Origin of the sequence: Pandoraea sp. (assembly GCF_041919235.1) — a bacterium.
Classification (GTDB): domain Bacteria; phylum Pseudomonadota; class Gammaproteobacteria; order Burkholderiales; family Burkholderiaceae; genus Pandoraea.
This window is the reverse complement of the sequence record NZ_JAYRUC010000010.1, coordinates 34,091-55,173: the sequence shown is the minus strand read 5'-3', so window position 1 is coordinate 55,173 and position 21,083 is coordinate 34,091. Positions and strand designations below refer to the sequence as shown.

The 21,083-nt window shown below is 65.7% G+C and carries 13 protein-coding genes; 10 read left to right on the top strand and 3 right to left on the bottom strand.

The features are described from left to right. Nucleotides 1-50: 50 nt before the first annotated feature. Nucleotides 51-1,196: a heat-inducible transcriptional repressor HrcA gene (hrcA, locus tag ACE3UG_RS10005; protein ID WP_374623016.1), complete on the bottom strand. Its 1,146-nt coding sequence runs from the start codon at nucleotides 1,194-1,196 to the stop codon at nucleotides 51-53. On the opposite strand from hrcA, the gene ACE3UG_RS10000 reads away from it, so the two are divergent. Together ACE3UG_RS10000 and recN are read left to right on the top strand one after the other, a co-directional pair. Then, nucleotides 1,195-2,103, top strand: a complete 909-nt coding sequence (locus tag ACE3UG_RS10000) for an NAD kinase (protein ID WP_374623014.1) — start codon at nucleotides 1,195-1,197, stop codon at nucleotides 2,101-2,103. The two genes, hrcA and ACE3UG_RS10000, sit on opposite strands and share 2 nt — an antisense overlap. Before the next feature lie 23 nt (nucleotides 2,104-2,126). Next, nucleotides 2,127-3,791 (top strand): DNA repair protein RecN, encoded by a 1,665-nt coding sequence (recN, locus tag ACE3UG_RS09995; RefSeq protein WP_374623011.1) that lies wholly within the window; start codon nucleotides 2,127-2,129, stop codon nucleotides 3,789-3,791. A 91-nt stretch (nucleotides 3,792-3,882) separates the two neighbouring features. Here recN and glnE read toward each other — a convergent pair whose 3' ends face one another. Beyond that, complete coding sequence (gene glnE, locus ACE3UG_RS09990; protein ID WP_374623009.1) at nucleotides 3,883-6,756, bottom strand: bifunctional [glutamate--ammonia ligase]-adenylyl-L-tyrosine phosphorylase/[glutamate--ammonia-ligase] adenylyltransferase; 2,874 nt, start codon at nucleotides 6,754-6,756, stop codon at nucleotides 3,883-3,885. A gap of 172 nt (nucleotides 6,757-6,928) precedes the next feature. Between glnE and ACE3UG_RS09985 the strand changes: the two genes are divergently transcribed. The 4 genes from ACE3UG_RS09985 (at nucleotide 6,929) to aroG (ending at nucleotide 15,211) form a co-directional block, all read left to right on the top strand. Beyond that, on the top strand, nucleotides 6,929-11,248 hold the full coding sequence (locus ACE3UG_RS09985; RefSeq protein WP_374623006.1) for a YhdP family protein: 4,320 nt from the start codon (nucleotides 6,929-6,931) through the stop codon (nucleotides 11,246-11,248). Between the two features lie 72 nt (nucleotides 11,249-11,320). Beyond that, entirely contained in the window at nucleotides 11,321-12,178 is an 858-nt protein-coding gene (locus ACE3UG_RS09980) for a carbon-nitrogen hydrolase family protein (protein ID WP_374623002.1), read from the top strand. A gap of 54 nt (nucleotides 12,179-12,232) precedes the next feature. After that, nucleotides 12,233-13,693: a metalloprotease TldD gene (gene tldD / locus ACE3UG_RS09975; RefSeq protein WP_374622999.1), complete on the top strand. Its 1,461-nt coding sequence runs from the start codon at nucleotides 12,233-12,235 to the stop codon at nucleotides 13,691-13,693. A gap of 444 nt (nucleotides 13,694-14,137) precedes the next feature. Further along, entirely contained in the window at nucleotides 14,138-15,211 is a 1,074-nt protein-coding gene (gene aroG / locus ACE3UG_RS09970; protein WP_374622996.1) for a 3-deoxy-7-phosphoheptulonate synthase AroG, read from the top strand. Nucleotides 15,212-15,239: 28 nt separating this feature from the next. Here aroG and ACE3UG_RS09965 read toward each other — a convergent pair whose 3' ends face one another. After that, on the bottom strand, nucleotides 15,240-15,800 hold the full coding sequence (locus ACE3UG_RS09965) for a cob(I)yrinic acid a,c-diamide adenosyltransferase (protein ID WP_374622993.1): 561 nt from the start codon (nucleotides 15,798-15,800) through the stop codon (nucleotides 15,240-15,242). Between the two features lie 340 nt (nucleotides 15,801-16,140). Between ACE3UG_RS09965 and ACE3UG_RS09960 the strand changes: the two genes are divergently transcribed. From ACE3UG_RS09960 to glcE, 4 genes are read left to right on the top strand one after another with little or no spacing between them, the layout of a single operon-like run. Then, the gene (locus ACE3UG_RS09960; protein ID WP_374622990.1) at nucleotides 16,141-17,562 is read left to right on the top strand and encodes an FAD-binding oxidoreductase; all 1,422 of its coding nucleotides are present in this window, start codon (nucleotides 16,141-16,143) and stop codon (nucleotides 17,560-17,562) included. A gap of 7 nt (nucleotides 17,563-17,569) precedes the next feature. Then, nucleotides 17,570-19,111 (top strand): FAD-linked oxidase C-terminal domain-containing protein, encoded by a 1,542-nt coding sequence (locus ACE3UG_RS09955; protein WP_374622987.1) that lies wholly within the window; start codon nucleotides 17,570-17,572, stop codon nucleotides 19,109-19,111. A 1-nt stretch (nucleotide 19,112) separates the two neighbouring features. Further along, entirely contained in the window at nucleotides 19,113-19,982 is an 870-nt protein-coding gene (locus ACE3UG_RS09950) for an ion transporter (RefSeq protein WP_374622985.1), read from the top strand. Further along, entirely contained in the window at nucleotides 19,982-21,064 is a 1,083-nt protein-coding gene (gene glcE, locus ACE3UG_RS09945) for a glycolate oxidase subunit GlcE (RefSeq protein ID WP_374622982.1), read from the top strand. Before ACE3UG_RS09950 ends, glcE begins: the two co-directional genes overlap by 1 nt. Nucleotides 21,065-21,083 lie beyond the last annotated feature (19 nt).

Sequence of the window (21,083 nt, the reverse complement as noted above, 5' to 3'; positions counted from 1 at the left end):
CTGGCACGTGCGTCCAAGGGCTGGCGTTGGTGCCGACGTTAGTGCTGGCGTCAGTGCTGGCTGAGCGCGTTGGAGAGCAGCTTGGCGGTGATGTCGACGATCGGGATCACACGCTCATACGCCATACGCGTCGGGCCGATCACGCCGAGCGTGCCGACGACTTCGCCGTCGACTTCGTAGGGTGCCGTGATGACCGTCATCTCCTCGATCGGCACGAGGCTCGACTCGCCGCCGATGAAGATCTGCACGCCCTGAGCACGGCTCGACACGTCGAGCAATTGCAGCAGGCCGGTCTTGGACTCGAACACGTCGAAGAGCTTGCGCAGGCGCGCCATGTTCGACGACAGATCTTCCACGCCCAGCAAATTGCGCTCGCCCGAGATCAGCACGCTCTCACGGGTGGTGTCGGCCATGGCGTCGCTGCCCGCCTGCACGGCGGCCTGCATCAAAGCGCTCATATCGGAGCGCAGCGCATCGAGTTCACCGCGCAAGCAAGCGCGCACGTCGTCGAAGCTGTGGCCGCCGAAATTGGCGTTCAGATAGTTTGCCGCCTCCACCAGTTGCGCGGGCGAATGATCCTTTTCCGTCAGGATGATGCGGTTCTGCACGTCGCCGTCGGGGGTGACGATGATGAGCAGCACGCGCTTGTCGGACAGCCGCAGAAATTCGATCTGCCGGAACGTCTGGCTGCGGCGCGGCGTCAGCACCACGCCCGCGAACTGCGAAAGATTGGAGAGCACCTGCGCCGCCGAGGCAACCAGTTGCTGCGGCCCCGCGGGCTGCAGCCCGGTCTGCACCTGTGATGCCAATTGATGCACCGCCTCCTCGAGCGGGCGCACCGTGAGCATGGTATCGACGAACAAACGATAGGCACGCGGCGTCGGCACGCGACCGGCCGACGTATGCGGGCTGGCCACAAAGCCGAGCGCCTCGAGGTCGGCCATCGCGTTACGGATGGTCGCCGGCGACAGGTCGAGTCCGGAGTATCGGGAAAGCGTGCGAGACCCGACCGGCTGGCCATCCGCGATGTACCGTTCGATCAGGGTTTTGAGGAGCGTTTGCGCACGTTGATCTAGCATGGCAAAAATTGTAACGCGAAATGTGCATACGCGGCGTGCGGCAAACCCCGAGGCGTATTCCGCGAGGCCGCGCGTGCCGATGGTTGGTGTCATCGACTTATGGTGTAATGGCGGCATGAAAACAGGGAGCCCTTTCAAGACCGTGGCGCTCGTCGGGAAATACCATGCCGACGGCGTTGCCGAACCGTTGCTCACGCTCGCGGCATGCATCGCCCAGCGGGGGCACCATGTCGTCTTCGAGCGAGAGACCGCGCACAACATCGGCGCGGCGGCCGATCCTTACGGCACCCTCGATATTCGGGAGATCGCCACGCAGGCCGATGTGGCCGTGGTCGTCGGCGGCGACGGCACGATGCTTGGCGTCGGCCGTCAGCTTGCGGCATCGAAGGTGCCGCTCATCGGCGTGAACCACGGACGCGTCGGTTTCATCACCGATATTCCGCTCGACGAAATGCGGCAGGTCGTGCCCGCCATGCTCGAAGGGCATTTCGAAGCCGAGCAGCGCACGCTGCTGGCCGCCCGCATCGAGCGCGACGACCAGACGCTCTTCGAGACGCTCGCGTTCAACGACGTGGTCGTGAACCGCTCGGGCATCTCGGGCATGGTCGAGCTGCGTGTCGATGTCGACGGCCGCTTCATGTACAAGCAGCGCTCCGACGGCCTGATCGTCGCCACGCCCACCGGCTCGACCGCCTACGCGCTCTCGGCCACCGGCCCGATTCTGCATCCGCGTCTTGGCGGCGTGGTACTCGTGCCGATCGCCCCGCATGCGCTGTCGAACCGGCCGATCGTGCTGCCGGATTCGAGCAGCATCGTCATCACCATCACGGGCGGGCGCGAAGTCGGCGCCAACTTCGATATGCAGTCGTTTGCCGAACTGCGCCAGGGCGACCGGATTCTATTGGGCCGGTCCGAGCACCAAGTGACGTTTCTGCATCCGGTGGGCTACAACTACTACGCCACGCTGCGCCGCAAGCTCCACTGGAACGAGCATATTTCCGACGAAGACATGCCGCAGAACTGACCTCACGCCTCTCTCGACCTCCCATGCTACGCAGTCTCTCGATTCGCGATTTCGTGATCGTCGATCGTCTCGACCTGGAATTCTCCGCCGGCTTCACCGTGTTCTCGGGGGAGACCGGCGCGGGTAAATCGATTCTGATCGACGCGCTCGCGTTGGCCATGGGCGAGCGCGGCGACGCCAGTATGGTGCGGGCGGGGCAGACACGCGCCGACATCACCGCCGAGTTCGCCGCCGACGCGCAAGCCCGCCCCGATCTCGAAGCCTGGCTTCAGGCACAGGCGCTCACGCTCGAAGAGCACGGCGGCGTGCTGCTGCGCCGCGTGCTCGACTCGGGCGGACGCTCGCGCGCCTTCATCAACGGCACACCCGCCACCCTCGCCCAACTGCGCGAGCTCGGCGAGATGCTCGTCGACATTCACGGGCAGCATGCGCACCAGCAACTGCTGCGCCCCGACGCGCAGCGCCGTCTGCTCGATGCCCACGCCAGCGCCAGCGTGCTTGCAGCCGACACGGCGGCGGCACACAAGGAATGGCGGCGTCTCGTCAAACGATGCGAAGAAGCGCACGGGCGCGACCGCGAGTTGCAACTGGAACGCGAACGCCTCGAATGGCAAACGTCGGAGCTCGACAAGCTGAACCCGCAGGAAGGCGAGTGGGATGACGTGAGCGCCGAGCATCGCCGGCTCTCTCACGCCGCGAGCCTCATCAACGGCGTGCAAGGCGCGCTCGACACGCTCGCCGAGGCCGACGGGGCAATCGTCCCGTCGCTCGGTCATGTGGTGCATCAGATCCGCGCATTGGCCGAGATCGATGCCGGGCTGGCCGACACGCTTGCCGCGCTGGAGCCCGCCGAGATTCAGCTTCGCGAAGCCGTCCACTCGCTCACGCATTATGCGCAACGCATCGATCTCGACCCGGAGCGCCTGGCGGTTGTCGAGCAGCGTCTCGAAGCGCTGCATTCGGCGGCACGCAAGTTCCGCGTCACACCGGAGCGGCTGCCGGCCGAGCACGCCGAACGGCGTGCGCTGCTCGATGAACTGACCGCCTCGCAGGACACGGCCGCCATGCAGGCTGCGGCCGACGCAGCCCATGCGACGTACCTCGCGCTCGCGAAGGACTTGTCGAAGGCCCGCGCCGCCGCGGCGGCGTCGCTCTCGCGAGAAGTCACCCGCGCGATGCAGGATCTCTCGATGCCGGGCGGGCGCTTCGACGTTTCGCTCAGCCCCACCCCCGAGCCCCAGTCGTTCGGTCTGGAGACGGTCGAGTTTCTTGTCGCCGGTCATCCGGGCGTGCCGACGCGGCCGCTCACCAAGGTGGCGTCCGGGGGCGAACTGGCGCGCATCAGCCTGGCGTTGCAGGTGATCGCCAGCAGCGCGAGCCTCACACCGACGCTGATCTTCGACGAAGTCGATTCCGGTATCGGCGGCGCCGTGGCCGAAGTGGTCGGCCGTCTGCTGCGAGAACTCGGTCAGGGACGGCAGGTGCTGTGCGTCACCCACTTGCCGCAGGTCGCCGCCCTCGGCCATCAGCATCTGCGTGTGAAAAAGCGCAGCGACGGCGATACGACGATGAGTGAAATCGAGCCGCTCGGCCGCACGGAACGCGTCGAGGAGATCGCCCGGATGCTCGGGGGTGTGGAAATTACCGCGACGACGCGCAAGCATGCGCGGGAAATGCTCGCGCTCTGAGCGCCCCTTGCACACCGCTCGCGCCTCAGCGCAGACACGGATAGACGCAGACCATCGCGGGCGGCCACGCGTCGGCCGCCCGCGTCTGACGTCAAACCGGTCCAGCGTTGGAAAACACCGAATCCCATAGCGCCATTACGGCTTCGCGTTCGGCCTCGACATCGTCGGCCGGCACGCGCGCGGCTTCCACGCCATCGAGCCGCAACTTGTGCTGACGCTTGCGATATGTCCGATAAGCGGCGGCGGCATTGTCGGCGAGCGTGGCGTCGATCAGTCCGAGCTGCGCCGCTTCGCGCAACAGCGCGATGTTGCCTGCATTGCGCAGCAACGCCGGGTGCGCGCCCGAATACAGCAAGACCAGGTACTGCACGGTGAACTCGATGTCGACCATGCCGCCGCGGTCGTGCTTCAAATCGACGAGCCCGGTCGGGTTCGGATGCCCTTCGAGCACCTTACGTCGCATTGCCACGATTTCCTGCGCGAGCGGCAGGGCTTCGCGTGGCGTGGCGAGCACCTGCGCCCGTATGCGCTCGAACGCAGCGCCAATCGCCTCGTCGCCGGCACAGAAACGGGCACGCGTGAGCGCTTGATGCTCCCAGACCCACGCCGTGTTCGCATTGCCCTCGCGGAACTGGTACTGGCGAAAACTCTCGATGTTCGTCACCAACAAGCCCGATAAACCATTGGGCCGCAGCCGCAGATCGACGTCGAAGAGCATGCCCGCGCCCGTATGCGTGGTGAGCCACGTCACGAACCGGCGGGCCAGCGCGGCATAGGCGTCCGGTGCGCGATCGTCATCGTCGTCATAAAGGAAAATCAGGTCGAGGTCGGACGCGTAGCCCAGCTCCTTCCCGCCGAGCTTGCCGTAGGCAATCACCGAGAAGCGCGGCACCTCGCGGTGGCGCGTGGCCACGTGCGGCCAGACGGTCGAGATCGTCACGTCGACGATGATGTCGGCCAGTTCCGAGAGCCGGTCGCCGATCGCCTCGACCGAGAGCGTGCCCTGCAGATCGAGCAGCAAAATTCGGAAGACCTCGGCGTGATGCGCGCGCCGCAGAATGTCCATTTGCACTTCGACGTTTCCCGCCGCGCCCGACGCGTTCAGGCTCAGCAGCAACTGCGTCTTGAATGACGGCCAGTCGAACGGGGCGGCGAGCGCCTCGTCGTCAAGGAGTTCGTCGAGCAATTGCGGGTGGATGACCAGATAGCCCGCCGCCCAGCGCGAGCCGGCCAGCACCTTGACCACGCGCTCCAGCGCGCGCGGATACTCCGTGAGGAGCGCCAGATACGAACTGCGCCGGCTGATGGTCGAGAGCAGATCGAGCATGCGCGCCAGCACGGCGTCGGCCTCGCCCGTGCCCGCCGCGCCTTCCACCGCGCGCTGCACGAGTTGGTCGAAGCGCCGCCGGCTGATCTCGCCCAGCGCCTTGTAGCGTGACGACGTCCACACCGCGCGCAGCCGGTCGAGCGCCCCTTCGGCATCGGTGAAGCCCAGACGCGCGAGTTGATTGCCGAGGTCGCCCGTCTGCGCCTCGTCGGCCAGACACTCGCTCCACAACTCGGGCGGGCATTCGCAATCGCCCGAGCCGGACGCCCCGTGCTTCCCGCCTTTCTGTGCGTTGCTGCCCGCCTTGTCGGCGAAGATCTCGTCGAACTGGGCCGCCACGAATTCGCGATGCTCGTCGAGCACCGTCATGAAGCTGGCTTCGTCGGGGAAGCCCATCGCACGCGCGATCGCAAGGCGATCGTCACCCGATGCGGGAAGCATATGCGTCTGCGCGTCGTCCAGGTATTGAATGCGGTGTTCGAGCTTGCGCAGGAAGACGTAGGCGTTCGAGAGCTCATCGGCGACGTGCTGCGCGAGCCAGCCACGTCGCGCCGCCACGCCCAGCACGGCGAGCGTCGGGCGCACGCGCAGCTCCGGCTCCTGCCCGCCCCGGATCAGTTGAAACACCTGGGCGCAGAACTCGATCTCGCGAATGCCGCCGCGCCCGAGCTTGATGTCGTTGATGCGGGCCGGTTTGGCGCGCGCGCGGCGCTCCGCCTCATGGCGAATCTGTTCGTGCAGCGCACGAATCGCGCCGATCACACCGTAGTCGAGATAGCGACGAAACACAAAAGGCTGCACCAGCGAGGCCAGCAGCCGCTCGATGCGCTTGCCGGGCTCGGTCGCGACCTCGGACACCAGCCGCCCCTTGATCCACGCGTAGCGCTCCCACTCACGCCCTTGCACGTAGAAATACTCTTCGAGCATCGGCAGGCTGCACACGAGCGGCCCCGAGTCGCCGTTCGGACGCAGGCGCATGTCCACGCGAAACACATAGCCGTGGGGCGTGAGCTCGGAAATCATGCCGATCAGCTTGCGGCCGAGCTTGGTGAAGAATTCGTGGTTCGACAGCGGCCGCAGGCGGCTCGCTGCCGCCGGATCGGCATCGTCGGGCGCCGACGTGTCGCCATCGTCTTCGTAGAGAAAGATCAGGTCGATGTCCGACGAGACGTTCAGTTCGCGCCCGCCGAGCTTGCCCATACCGACCACGCCAAGCGTCTGCCGCTGCCCTTCCACGTTGCGCGGCACGCCGTGAATGGCTTCCAGCTCGCGCGACAGCACCGCGATCGCTGCCTGCACGGCGAACTCGGCGAGGGCCGTCATGGCTTCGGTCACCTCGGACAACTCGGCGCGGCCGTCCAGATCGCGCTGCATGACCGCGCACAGCGCTTCGACGCGCAGCACGCGCAACGCCCGAGACAGGCCCGCCTCATCGAGGCCCGACACCCCCGAGGGTTGTTCGGGCGGCGATAGCTCGGTGCCGGTCACGCTTTCGAAGCGACGGGCCAGCCAGCGCGCGTCCACAGGGTGCTCCGCCAACGCGGGGAGCGCCTCGGCAAGCGCAGGACGGCTCGCCAACATGCGCGCCACATAGCGCGAGTAGGACGAGAGATCGATCGGGTTTGGGTGTGAACTCACGGGCGGGCTTCCGGTCAGCAATGTGAGGAAGAGACTTTCGCATGCTTACCCGTGCGCGATGAAACGCCGGTTCACACGTCTGTTTCTCCTACGGCCGGGCCGTCGGACGGCCTTGGGCTTGTGTTACAGTCTTTGCCACAGAAACTACCACATTCCCTCGTAGACGCGCAGCATGACCGACCGCAAGCCGCCCGCCTCGCCCACTGCGACCCGGTCCTGGCTCTCATCACTGCCGCGTGGCTTGCGCCTGGGGCTGGAATGGCTGCTGGCGCTCGTCGTCATCGCCTATTTCGGACTGGGCGCGGTCGTCTTGACGACCCGCTACGTCATCCTCCCCCGTGTCACCGATTACCGCCCGCAAATCGAAGCGGCGGCGACGCGCGCCATCGGCCTGCCCGTCACCATCGGTCGAATCGACGCGGTCTGGCGCGGCTGGCACCCGTATCTGACGCTCGAAAACGTGCGCATCACGCGTGTGACACATGCTGCGCGTGCCGCCGGCACCACCCGCGCCCCCCGCGCCACACCTGGCACGCCCCCCGGTGCGCCACCGCCCGCCGAGCCGAGCCTGACGCTCCACCGGCTCGACGCCGTGCTCTCATGGACCAGCCTGATCCATCTTGACCTGCGTCTGTCGAATCTCACGCTGTACGAACCCGATCTGACCGTCGAGCGCCTCACCGACGGATCGGTGCTCGTTGCCGGCATGCCGGTCGCCGGTAGCGGCGGCGCCGCCGACACCACGGCCGCAGACTGGCTCATGCGGCAGGCACGCGTCGTCATTCGCAACGGCACGGTGCGCTGGCGCGACGCCATGCGCGACGCGCCCGAGGTCGTCGTCACACACGTCAACGCCATGCTGCGCAATCGCGGCTTCGAACACCGCTTCGGCATGCAGGCGAACCCGCCGCCCGGCATCGAGGCACCGCTCGACATTCGCGCCCGCTTCTCCCATGCGCTGTTCGCGCGTCCGAGCGACGTCAAACGCTGGCGTGGCCAGCTCTATGGCGATGTCGGCACGCTCGATCTGAGCGCGCTGGCCCGCTACGTCGACTTGCCGGGCAAGGACTCGCGCGGACGCGTTGCTGCCCGGGCATGGGTCGACTTCGACGGCACCGCGATTACGGGGGCCACGCTGCTCGCAGCGGGGTCGAACACGTCGGTGCAGTTGGCCGATGACCTGCCGCCGCTCACCTTCGACGCGACCCAGGGCCGGATCGATGTCACCCGCACGGGGCCGCAGGCCGCCCCGGGTTGGCAACTGCGCGCCCGCGATCTGACGTTGCAGGCGGCAGGCCGCCCGACGCTCGATGTGCCCGATCTGCGCGGCACCTACGCGCCGGCCAACGACGCGCGCGGTTTGCAGGCGGCACTCTCCGGCCAGCGCCTCGACATCGGCGCCGCGATGGCGCTCGTGCCGTCACTGCCGATCGATCCGAAGACGCGCGACACGCTCGCGCGTTTCCGGCCGCGCGGCAGGTTGGCCAATTTCAACGTCGACTATCAGGCGCCCAAACCCCACGGCGCGGGTAACTGGCGCGATCTGCCGGGCATCCGACAATTGACCCCCGAGCGCGAGCGCTATCGCGTGGTCGCCGATTTCGACGCACTCGGCGTCGACAGCGAACCGAGCCGGAATCCGCCGGGCTCGCAAGGCTCGCAAGGCCCGCAAGCGGCGTCCAATGCGGGACGCCCCGGCTTCGCCAATCTGAGCGGACACGTGGACGCCGACCAGTCACGCGGCAGTCTGACGCTCAACGCCAGGAACGCCACACTCGACTTTCCCGGCCACTTCGACCAACCTCGCATCGATCTGGATACGTTGAGCGCACGCGCATCATGGCGGGTCTCACACTCGGCGACCCAGCGCGATGCCCCCGCGAACGTGCAGGTGCGTGTCGACGCCCTGCATCTGCAAAACGCCGAACTCACCGGCGACGTGAGCGGCACGTGGCATAACGGCGGCAAGGGCAACGGCATCGTCGATCTGAAAGGCAGCATCGTGCGCGCGAACGCCAGTTCGGTGCCTCGCTACCTGCCGACCGACATCGGCGCGAGCGTGCGCGACTATCTGCAACGCGCGTTGCTCGGCGGCACGGTGCAGAACGCGCCGTTTGCGGTGCAAGGCGATCTCGAAGACTTTCCGTTCGCCAGCGGTGGCGGCAAGTTCCGCATCGACATCCCCCTCGTGGACGTCGCCTTCAATCCGTCACCCCAGCGTCCCGGTCACACCGAAGTCTGGCCGGCCTTCGACAAGGTGCGGGGCAATCTGCGCTTCGATGCCGACAAGCTGCACATTGCCATCGACAGCGGCTCGGTCTTCGGCGTCGCACTCACCCAGGTGCAAGGCGACATCAACGACATCGGTCAGGACGACTCGGTGCTCACCCTCAAGGGAGACGCACGCGGCCCGGCCGCAGACTTCGTGAAGTACCTGAACAGCAGCCCGGTGGGGCATTGGATCGGCGACTTTACCGAGGAAACACGGGCGAGCGGCACCGCGCAGCTCGCCATGCAATTGACGATGCCGCTCGACCATACCGATCAGTCGAAAGTCACAGGACGAGCGCGGTTCCTGCGCAACGACATCACGCTGCTCAACGGTCTGCCGACCTTCGGCGCGGTGGACGGAGAACTGGCGTTCAACGAGCGCGGCATCTCGCTCGACAATCTGCGCGGCACCTTCCTCGGCGGGGAGGTGCGCGCTTCGGGCGGCAGTCGCAACGATGGCACGCTCGCCCTGAACATCAATGGCACGATCAGCGCACAAGGGCTGCGCGAGAATCGCGAAAGCGCCGCACTCGCGCAACTGGCCAAGCGCATGACGGGCAGCACGCCCTATACGGCCACGGTCACGGTGCGTCAGGGCATGACGGACGTGGCCGTGCAATCCACGCTCGCCGGACTGGCCGTGAACCTGCCCGCGCCGCTGGGCAAGACGGCCGAGTCGTCGCTGCCCGCCCGTTTCACGCTGCGGCCGCAGGCGAACCCCGGCGGCCGTCGCATCGATACGCTCGACTTCGCCATCGGCAGCGTGCAAGGCAGCTACGTGCAGCAGCTTGACGGCACGCGCGTCGAGGTGCTGCGTGGCGGCATCGGCATCGACCAGCCCGTGCCGGCCCCGCGCGAAGGCGTGCAGGCGGCCGCCCAGTTCGATACGCTCGACGTGGACGCGTGGCGCAGCGTGATCGCATCGCTCGCGAGCGATGCGGCCAAGCCCGGCACGCAAGGCGCAGCGGCCACTCCCGCACCGACGGCGGCCGCAGCGAGCGACGAATTCGGCGCGCTCACGCCCTACCTGCCAACGCGTCTCGCGCTGCATGCCAAGCAGGTGCGTCTGATGTCGCGCCAGTGGCCGGAATTGGTCCTGGGCGCGCAGCGCAGCGATCACGACTGGCAGGTCAGCCTGGCGTCGGATCTGGTCTCCGGCTTCGCCGAATGGCACGCCCCGGACGCGAAGAACCCGTCGGGCACCCTTCGCGCACGGCTCGCGAAGCTGGTGATCCCGCGCGAAGAGCAAGGCGACGATGTCCTCACGCAAGTCCTCGACGAGCCGAGTGACGAATTCCCGGCCATCGATGTCGTTGCCAACGATTTCGTGCTGCGCGACAAGCCGCTCGGCCGGTTGCAATTGAACGCACACAACGCCACCGAGGACGGCGTGCCCGTGTGGCAGCTCACCAAGCTGACGTTGAGCAACAGCGCCGCCACCCTCGACGTGAAGGGCAATTGGCGCACCTCGCGCCGCCGCGCGGCCATCGCCGGCGGCGACAACAACGTGCCGCGCCGCACCGTGCTCGACTTCAATCTCGACGTGAAGGACGCAGGCGGCCTGCTCGACCGCCTGGGTCTGCCCAAAACGCTCAAGGACGGTTCGGGCACGGTCTCGGGACGCTTCGGCTGGCAAGGCGGTCCCGACGCCATCGATTACCCGACGCTCGGCGGCCGTGTCACGATCGACCTGAAGCGCGGGCAAATCCTGAAGGCCGACCCCGGACTGGCCAAGCTGTTGGGGATTCTGTCGGTGCAGACGCTCGCGAAGATTCTGACGTTCGACTTCAACAGCGTGATCGGCAGCGGCCTGCCGTTCGACAGCATCGTGGGCAACGCCACGATGCAAGGCGGCGTGGCGAACACCAACGACCTGACGATCAACGCCAACGCCGCGACGATCAAGATCGACGGCCACACCGACCTCGCCCACGAGACGCAGGACCTGAATGTGCTGGTGCTGCCGAAGATCAATGCGGCGTCGGCGTCGCTTGCGTGGGCCATCGTCAATCCGGCGCTGGGCATCGGTTCGTTCTTCGCGCAATTGGCGCTGGGCGAACAGCTCTCGCGCACGCTCTCGACGACCTACCACGTGACCGGCTCGTGGGACAATCCGGTCATCGAACAGGCAAGTAGCAATAAGAGTAAGATCGACGCATCCCCGGAAGCCCGGCCCGGGGCGCAAAATCGCGCCCCGCCGGAGATTGCGCTCCGCAACTGAGCCCACTCACGTGTGTTTGCGAAACATACGGGGGTTTCCGAGACGCCTTTCCGCTCCGAATCCAGCCATTACATGACGAGTTCCGACACGAAGTCAGCCGCCACGCCCGCCCCCGCCATCCCGCCCGTTCGCGTGGCGGCTGTGCAGATGGTGAGCGCGCCCGACGTCGAACGAAACCTGCGCGAGGCCGCTCACCGGGTCGCCGAGGCCGCCGAAGCGGGTGCGCAGCTGGTGCTGCTGCCCGAGTACTTTTGCTACATGGGCCAGCACGACACCGACAAGCTCGCCCTGCGCGAGACACCGGGTTGCGGGCCGATTCAAGACTTTCTGGCCGAGACCGCCCGCCGTCACGGCGTCTGGCTGATCGGCGGTACGCTACCGCTGGCGGCCCCCGAGGCCGAGCGCGTGCTCAACACCACGCTGGTTTTCGGGCCGGACGGCGCAGTCGCCGCACGCTACGACAAGATTCACCTGTTCAACTTCGTCAAAGGGGAGGAAGCCTACGACGAGGCCCGCACGATTCGCCCGGGCGACGCCGTACGGACGTTTGAAGCACCCTTTGGACGCGTGGGGCTGTCGGTCTGCTACGACCTTCGTTTTCCCGAGTTGTACCGTGCCATGGGCGACTGTACGCTCATGGTCGTACCCGCCGCCTTTACCTATACGACGGGCCGCGCGCACTGGGAATTGCTGCTGCGGGCGCGCGCCATCGAAAATCAGTGCTACGTGCTGGCGTCCGCGCAGGGCGGGCGTCACGAGAACGGGCGGCGCACCTGGGGGCATTCCATGTTGATCGACCCGTGGGGCGATATCGTCGCCCAGCGAGAAGCGCAAGGCGCCGGCGTGGTCGTGGGCGACATCGATCCGGCTCGGCTGGCCGGCGTACGCCAGAGCCTGCCGGCATGGCGGCATCGCGTGCTGCAAGGTTGATTCCCCCGTTTCCGCCCCCATCTACCGAATACATTTCCTTGGCCTGACACCCGCATGAAAATCATCGACACCGGCATCCAGAACCTGGCCACGGCCCGTGAGCTGCTGCTCACGCCCTATGGTCTCGACGAAAGCCACGTGCAACGCGCGCTGGGCGACATCTTCACGCACCGCGTGGACTACGCCGACCTGTACTTCCAATACACGCGCAGCGAGGCATGGAGCCTCGAGGAGGGCATCGTCAAATCGGGTTCGTTCTCGATCGACCAGGGCGTGGGGGTGCGCGCCATCGTGGGCGATCGAACCGCATTCGCCTACTCCGACGACATCTCCGAGATCGCACTGAAGGACGCCGCCGCCGCCACGCGCAGCATCGCCACAGCCGGACGCGGGCGCGTGAAGGTGGGCAGCAAGCTCTCGAACACCACCGGTCACGGGCTGTATCTGCCGTCCGATCCCCTGGCCTCGCTCGACGCCAACGGCAAGGTGGCGTTGCTCGAACGCATCGAAAAACTCGCCCGCGCGCGCGACCCGCGCGTGTCGCAAGTCATGGCCGGTCTGGCCGGTGAGTACGACGTCGTGCTGGTGGCTCGCAGCGACGGCGTGATCGCCGCCGACGTGCGGCCGCTCGTGCGCGTGTCGGTCACGGTCATCGTCGAATCCAACGGACGCCGCGAAATCGGCAACAGTGGCGGCGGTGCGCGTCTCGACTACGGATACTTCACCGACGAACTGCTCGAAAAGTACGTCAAGGAAGCGGTCGACGGCGCCATCGTCAAACTCGATGCCCGCCCGGCGCCGGCCGGCGCGATGACCGTCGTGCTCGGCCCAGGCTGGCCCGGCGTGCTGCTGCATGAAGCCATCGGCCACGGACTGGAAGGCGACTTCAACCGCAAGGGTTCCTCGGCCTTTTCAGGACGCCTCGGTGAGCGCGTGGCCGCCAAGGGCGTCACGGTGGTCGACGACGGCACGCTGTCCAACCGTCGCGGCTCGCTCAACGTCGACGACGAAGGCAATCCGACGCAATGCACCACGCTCATTGAAGACGGGATTCTGCGCGGCTACATGCAGGACAGCCTGAATGCGCGCCTCATGAAGATGCCGGTCACGGGGAACGGCCGCCGCGAATCGTATGCCGCGCTGCCGATGCCGCGCATGACCAACACGTACATGCTCGGCGGCGACAAGGACCCCGAGGAAATCATCGCGTCGGTCAAGCACGGGCTGTACGCTGTGAACTTCGGCGGCGGTCAGGTGGACATCACCAACGGCAAATTCGTGTTCTCGATGTCCGAGGCCTACATGATCGAGGACGGCAAGATCACCTACCCGGTCAAGGGCGCCACGCTCATCGGCAACGGCCCGGAATCGCTCAAGGACGTCACGATGATCGGCAACGACATGTCGCTCGACTCGGGCGTGGGCGTGTGCGGCAAGGAAGGCCAGAGCGTGCCGGTGGGCGTCGGTCAGCCGACGCTGCGCATGGAGAACATGACGGTCGGCGGCACCGCATAAGCGCCGCAGCGTCACCCGCAGGATGACGCAACGCAAAAAATGCGTAAAGCGTAGCAAAGCGCCCGGTGCGAACCGGGTGTTTTCGCGCCGTCTCCGCAAATCATGATTTTTTCACGCATTTTGCAGCATTGATTTGCGGCGATTCCGCGCGTTTTCTGACCGAATAGCGGCCGCCGCGGTTGCAGCGTCATTTGATTCAGCGTATAAAGTGATTCCTGTGCACGGCAAACGCGTGCAGTGCAATGCGAACGACATCTCTCATGACCGCCCATTCGTTTTATTTTTACTTTTTTGCGAATCTCACACCGCTGGCGGAAGGAGAGGGGTACTTGCAGCAGTAAGCACCGAAAAGAATCCTGAAAAACCGCCAGCGAGTCTGGCGGTTTTTTTTTGACCCGCATCCCCAGAAACGAACCGCAGCCCGATCTGCCCAGGAGAAGAGCCATGCCTCCCCACAACACCGACGATGTCCGTATTCGTGAGCTCAAGGAATTGACGCCGCCGGCGCATTTGATTCGCGAATCCCCCTGCTCGGAAAAGAGCGCGGACCTCATCCATCGCTCGCGCAGCGCCATTCATCGCGTGCTGCACGGCATGGAAGACCGTCTCGTCGTAATTATCGGCCCGTGCTCGATCCACGATCCGCGTGCCGCGATGGAATACGCCGAGCGTCTGGTCGAACAGCGCGAGCGCCTGAAGGGCGACCTCGAAATCGTGATGCGCGTGTACTTCGAGAAGCCGCGCACGACGGTGGGCTGGAAGGGTCTGATCAACGATCCGCACATGGACAACAGCTTCAAGATCAACGACGGTCTGCGTCTCGCGCGCGATCTGCTCGCCCAGATCAACGAACTGGGGCTGCCCGCCGGCACGGAATACCTCGACATGATCAGCCCGCAATACATCGCCGATCTCGTGTCGTGGGGCGCCATCGGCGCGCGCACCACCGAATCGCAGGTGCACCGCGAACTTGCCTCGGGCCTGTCGTGCCCGGTCGGGTTCAAGAACGGCACGGACGGCAACGTGAAGATCGCCGTCGACGCCATCAAGGCCGCGTCGCAGCCGCACCATTTCCTGTCGGTGACCAAGGGGGGGCACTCCGCGATCGTGTCGACGTCGGGTAACGAGGATTGTCATCTGATCCTGCGCGGCGGCAAGACGCCCAACTTCGACGCCGCCAGCGTGCAGACCGCATGCGACGATATCGCCAAATCGGGACTGGCCGCGCGCGTGATGATCGACGCATCGCACGCGAACAGCCAGAAGAAGCATGAAAATCAGATCCTGGTATGCGAGGACATCGCGCGTCAGATCGCCGGCGGCGACGACCGCATCATCGGCGTGATGGTCGAGTCGCATCTGGTCGCCGGCCGCCAGGATCCTGTGCCGGGCAAGCCGCTGACCTACGGTCAGAGCGTCACCGATGCCTGCATCGACTGGGAAGACAGCCTGAAGGTGCTCGACACGCTGGCCGAAGCGGTACGTGCGCGCCGTCTGGCGCGCGGCGCAGGTAACTGATGTCGAGGGCGGCCCGCGGGCGCAGCGATTACGCTCCGCCCTCGGCCCGATCGCGCCGCCACAGCACGTCGGTGCCCCCGCCGGCCCGGTTGAGCACGCGCGCGAGGACGAACATCAGGTCGGACAGGCGATTGATGTACTGACGTGGCGCGGGGGCCACCGTCTCCTCTGCGCCGAGCGCCACCATTGCGCGTTCGGCGCGTCGGGCAACGGTCCGCACGATGTGCGCCAGCGCCGCTGCACGGGTTCCGCCCGGCAGAATGAATTCCTTGAGTCGCGGCAAATCCGCGTTGTAGTACGCCAGCCAGTCGTCGAGCCTGGCAACCTGGGCGTCTCCGAGCAGCGTATGACGCGGCATGCTCAGTTCCCCGCCCAGATCGAACAGATCGTGCTGGATGTCGAGCAGCATTGCGCGCACGTCCAGTGGCAGGTCTTCGCACAGCAGCACCCCGACGTGCGAATTGGTCTCGTCAATCTCACCGATGGCGACGATGCGCAGGCTGAACTTGTCGACGCGTGCGCCGTCCCCGAGACCTGTCTTGCCACCGTCGCCCGTACGCGTGACGATCTTGCTCAAACGATTCCCCATCTTCTGACACCGACTCCTTGCGGCATGCGTTGCCCGTCGGCGCCTCGGTTGGGCCGCCAGACGACTTGCCTTCCTGGATTGAAATTGGCCGCGCACGCTCGGGTTGCCCATTTTTCGGGCAATTCCGATGGCGTTCATTGGCGGCAAGTCCGTATGATATGACGCAAAAGGTGGGGAAAAACGCCGCCACGGCGTAAAATCCCCGCACATGGGGTGTCAGGGGGCGCCGCCCGAACATGCGCGCGTTCGGACTGGCCGTGCCATTCCGACACCCCGCACCCGATATGGCGCTTGCCATCGCCCACCGGCGTTGGCGCCCGGAGACCCGAAGGAGATAACCGTGAATCACCCCCACCTGCCGTTCGCCGCCAAGCGCGCCTTTCCCGACGCGTTGCTCACCGAACTGCAAGCCCTGCTGGGCGAGCGCGTGAGCACCAAGGAGGCACTTCGCGAACACCACGGCCGGGACGAGTCTCCGTTCGACCCCATGCTGCCGGACGCCGTCGCCTTTGCGCACAGCACCGACGAGGTCTCGCAGATCGTCAAACTTTGCGCCAAATATGACGTCCCCATCATTCCGTACGGCGCAGGCTCGTCGCTCGAAGGTCATCTGCTCGCGATCGAGGGCGGCCTGTCGCTCGACCTCTCGGAGATGAACCAGGTCGTTGCGATCAATGCCGAAGATCTGACCGTCACCACGCAGCCAGGTATCTCCCGCAAGGCGCTCAATGAAGCGCTGCGTGATACGGGCCTGTTCTTCCCGATCGATCCGGGCGCCGACGCCAGCATTGGCGGCATGTGCGCCACGCGCGCGTCGGGCACCAACGCCGTGCGCTACGGCACGATGCGTGAAAACGTGCTGGCGTTGACCGTCGTGCTCGCAGACGGGCGCGTGATCCGCACCGGCACGCGCGCACGCAAGTCCTCCGCGGGCTACGACCTCACGCGTCTGTTCGTCGGCAGCGAAGGCACGTTGGGCATCATCACCGAGGCGACCGTGCGCCTCTATCCGCAGCCGGAAGCGGTATCGGCCGCGATCTGCGCATTCCCCAGCATGACCGATGCCGTGAATTGCGTTATCCAAACGATTCAGTTGGGGGTGCCGGTGGCACGCGTCGAATTCGTCGATGCGCTGGCGGTGCGCGCCATCAACAAGCATTCCAAGATGACTTTGCCGGAGACGCAAACGCTGTTCTTCGAATTTCACGGCAGCGATGCCGGCGTGAAGGAGCAGGCGGAAACCGTCGAGGAACTGGCCAAGGAAAACGGCGGCACCGGCTTCGAATGGGCCACCCGCACCGAAGACCGCAACCGTTTGTGGGGTGCGCGTCATAGCGCGTACTTCGCAATGCTTCAGCTCAAGCCGGGCTGCCGCGCGATCACGACGGACGTCTGCGTGCCGATCTCGCGTCTGGCCGAGTGTGTGGGCGAGACCGAAGAAGACCTGCGGGCGTCGAGCCTGCCCTGCCCGATCGTGGGTCACGTGGGCGACGGCAATTTCCACGTGGCGATTCTGATCGATCCGGACAAACCGGAAGAGATCGAGGAAGCCGAGCAGCTCAACCAACGCATCGTCGAGCGCGCGATCCGCATGGGCGGCACATGCACCGGCGAGCACGGGGTGGGCCTGCACAAGATGGGCTTCCTCGTGACCGAGCACGGTGAAGACGCCATCGACGTCATGCGCGCGATCAAGACATCGCTCGATCCGCACAATCTGCTCAATCCGGGCAAGATTTTCCGGTTGCGCTCGGCGGGTTGAGCGTCGCATGAACGCGCCCGTCACCCCGCAAGGTCCGTCCGGCCCGCATCAGGCGGGCGCCGCGCGCGATGAGACTGACACCGACGCCCTCGACATGCGCCGGCGTCAATTGCTCGAAGCGCTCGCCCAGATCCTGCCGCCCCATTGCATTCTGCATCGACGCGAAGACACCACGCCATACGAATGCGATGGCCTGGCCGCGTATCGGCGCGTGCCGCTCGCCGTTGTACTGCCCGAGTCGGAATCGCAGGTGCAGCGCATTCTGCAGGCGTGCCATCAACTCGGCGTTCCGGTCGTGCCGCGCGGCGCTGGCACGAGCCTGTCCGGCGGTGCGATGCCCATTTTCGACGGCCTTGTACTCTCGCTCGCCAAATTCAAGAAGATCGTCGAAGTCGACCCCTATGCGCGCACCGCGACGGTGCAACCCGGCGTTCGCAATCTGGCGATATCGGAAGCGGCCGCGCCTTACGGGCTGTATTACGCGCCCGATCCGTCGTCACAGATCGCCTGCACCATCGGGGGCAATATCGCGGAGAATTCCGGCGGCGTGCATTGCCTCAAGTACGGGTTGACGGTGCACAACGTGCTGCGCGTGCGCGCCATCACGATGTCGGGCGAAGCCATCGAGTTCGGCTCGCTCGGCCCCGACGCGCCGGGGCTCGATCTGCTCTCGGTGTTCATTGGCAGCGAGGGAATGTTCGGGGTGGTGACCGAAATCACCGTCAAGCTGGTACCCAAGGCGCAGACGGCACAGATCATCATGGCGAGCTTCGACGACGTGGAGACCGGCGGCAACGCCGTGGCGGCGATCATTGCAGCAGGCATCATTCCGGCCGGATTGGAAATGATGGACAAGCCCGCCACACAGGCCGTCGAAGCGTTCGTTCACGCCGGTTACGACCTGGACGCGGCGGCCCTCCTGTTGTGTGAATCGGATGGCACGCCGGAAGAAGTCGCCGAGGAGATCATGCGCATCTCCCAGGTGTTGCGCGCCTCGGGGGCGACGCGATTGCAGATTTCCCGCAGCGAAGAGGAGCGCCTGCGCTTCTGGTCGGGACGCAAGAACGCATTTCCTGCGGCCGGACGCATTTCACCGGACTATTACTGCATGGACGGGACAATTCCACGCCGCGCGATTGGGACGTTACTCAAACGCATCGAAGGTCTGGAACAACACTACGGATTGCGCTGTATTAACGTCTTTCACGCGGGAGACGGCAATATGCATCCGCTCATTCTTTTCAACGGCAACGACCTCGACGAGTGGCACCGCGCCGAGGCGTTCGGCTGCGACATTCTCGAAGCGTGCGTCGAACTTGGCGGCACCATCACGGGCGAACACGGCGTGGGCATCGAGAAGATCAACTCGATGTGCGTGCAGTTCTCGGCCGAGGAGCGAGACGCGTTTTTTGGCGTGAAGCGCGCATTCGATCCGGTTGGGCTGCTCAATCCGGACAAGGGCATCCCAACGCGCGCGCGTTGTGCCGAGTACGGCAAACTGCATGTGCGTGGCGGCCTGCTACCGCACCCCGACCTGCCGAGGTTCTGACATGCGCCCGCCGTCGGATTGGCTGCCGCACGATTGGCGGCAGCGGCTCTATATCATCATCTTCGAAGCCGACACGCGCGAAGGTCGACTGTTCGACATCGCGCTGCTTGTCGCCATCGTGCTCTCGGTACTCACGGTGATCGTCTCGAGCGTGCCGGCCGTGCAGGCGACGTCCGCGCGACCGCTGGCGATCCTCGAATGGTTCTTCACGCTGCTCTTTACGGCCGAGTACATCGCGCGACTGCTCAGCGCTCACCGGCCGCTGCGGTATGCGCTGTCGTTCTACGGCATGATCGACCTGCTGGCCATCCTGCCGACGTATCTCGCGATACTCGTGCCCGAGATGCATGGCCTGATCGACGTGCGCCTGCTGCGCCTCATGCGTGCGTTCCGAATTCTCAAGCTCACGGCGTATGTGAACGAAGCCGGCGTGCTGAGCATTGCGCTCTACAACGCGCGTCGCAAGATCCTCGTGTTTCTCGGGTTCATCTCGATCATCGTGGTGATCTTCGGCACGCTCATGCACATCATCGAAGGGCCGGAGCACGGGTTCACGAGCATTCCCGTCGGCATCTATTGGGCCATCGTCACGCTCACGACCACCGGCTACGGGGACGTGGTGCCCGTCACCGCCCTGGGCAAGGCGATCACCGGCTTCGTGATGTTGCTCGGTTATGGCGTGATTGCGATTCCGACCGGCATCATGGGTGCCGAGATCCATTCGGCCATGAACAAGAAACTGATCACCACGCGCACCTGCCGGCAATGTCACACCGAAGGGCACGACCCCGACGCCAGCTACTGCAAACATTGCGGCAGCGAGTTGGGACCTTATCAATCCGACCTGCCACCGCCGCCCGAACCCAGCTGATGACCGATACGAACGATACTCTCGAGCACTTCCGCGCCGTCATCGAAAATGCAACGGCACGCCGTGCGCCCCTTCAGCTTCGCGGCGGCGGCACCAAAGCGTGGTACGGGCAACAGCGCGTAGGCGACGTGCTCGACACGCGCGCCTATAGCGGCATCGTGGCCTACGACCCGGCGGAACTGGTCATTACCGCCCGGTGCGGCACACCCCTGGCCGAAGTCGAAGCCGCGCTCGCCGAACGCAATCAGTTGCTGCCGTTCGAGCCGCCCTACTTCGGCCCCGGCGCAACCCTCGGCGGCGCGGTGGCCGCCGGGCTTGCCGGCCCGCGCCGCAGCGCCGTCGGGGCCGTGCGCGACTTCGTCCTCGGCGCCAAGTTGATGGACGGTCGAGGTCACGTGCTGAACTTCGGCGGGCAGGTGATGAAGAACGTGGCCGGTTACGACGTCTCGCGCATGCTCGCGGGCTCGCTCGGCACGCTGGGGCTCATTCTCGAAGTGTCGCTCAAGGTGTTGCCGCAGCCGTTCGCAGAGCTGACGCTGCAATTCGAAATGAACGCCGTCGACGCGGTGCGCAAGCTCAACGAATGGGGCGGGCAACCGTTACCGATTACCGGCAGTGCGTGGCGCAGCGACTTACTGGTGATTCGTCTGGCGGGCGCGTCGGCGGCCATCAAGGCCGCGCGCGTGAAAATGGGCGGCGAATTGGTCGACGCCATTCACGCGGCCAAATTCTGGCACGCCATCCGTGAGCAGACCGACAACTTCTTCGCCGACGCGGGACCGGGTCAGGCCCTGTGGCGCCTGGCGGTGCCCTCCACCGCCGAGCCGCACCGGCTGCCGGGCAAGCAGCTCATCGAGTGGGGCGGCGCACAGCGCTGGTGGATCACTGACGCCGACGCACAAATCGTGCGCTCTGCGGCGCGGCAGGACGGCGGGCACGCCACGCTCTTCCGCTACGGCGAGCCCGGCGTGAGCGTCTTCACGCCGCTGCCCGCACCGGTGATGCGCATTCATCGCAACCTCAAGTCGGTGTTCGACCCCGCCGGGATCTTCAATCCGGGGCGGATGTATACGGAGTTCTGAGCGGAACGCCGAGCGGAAT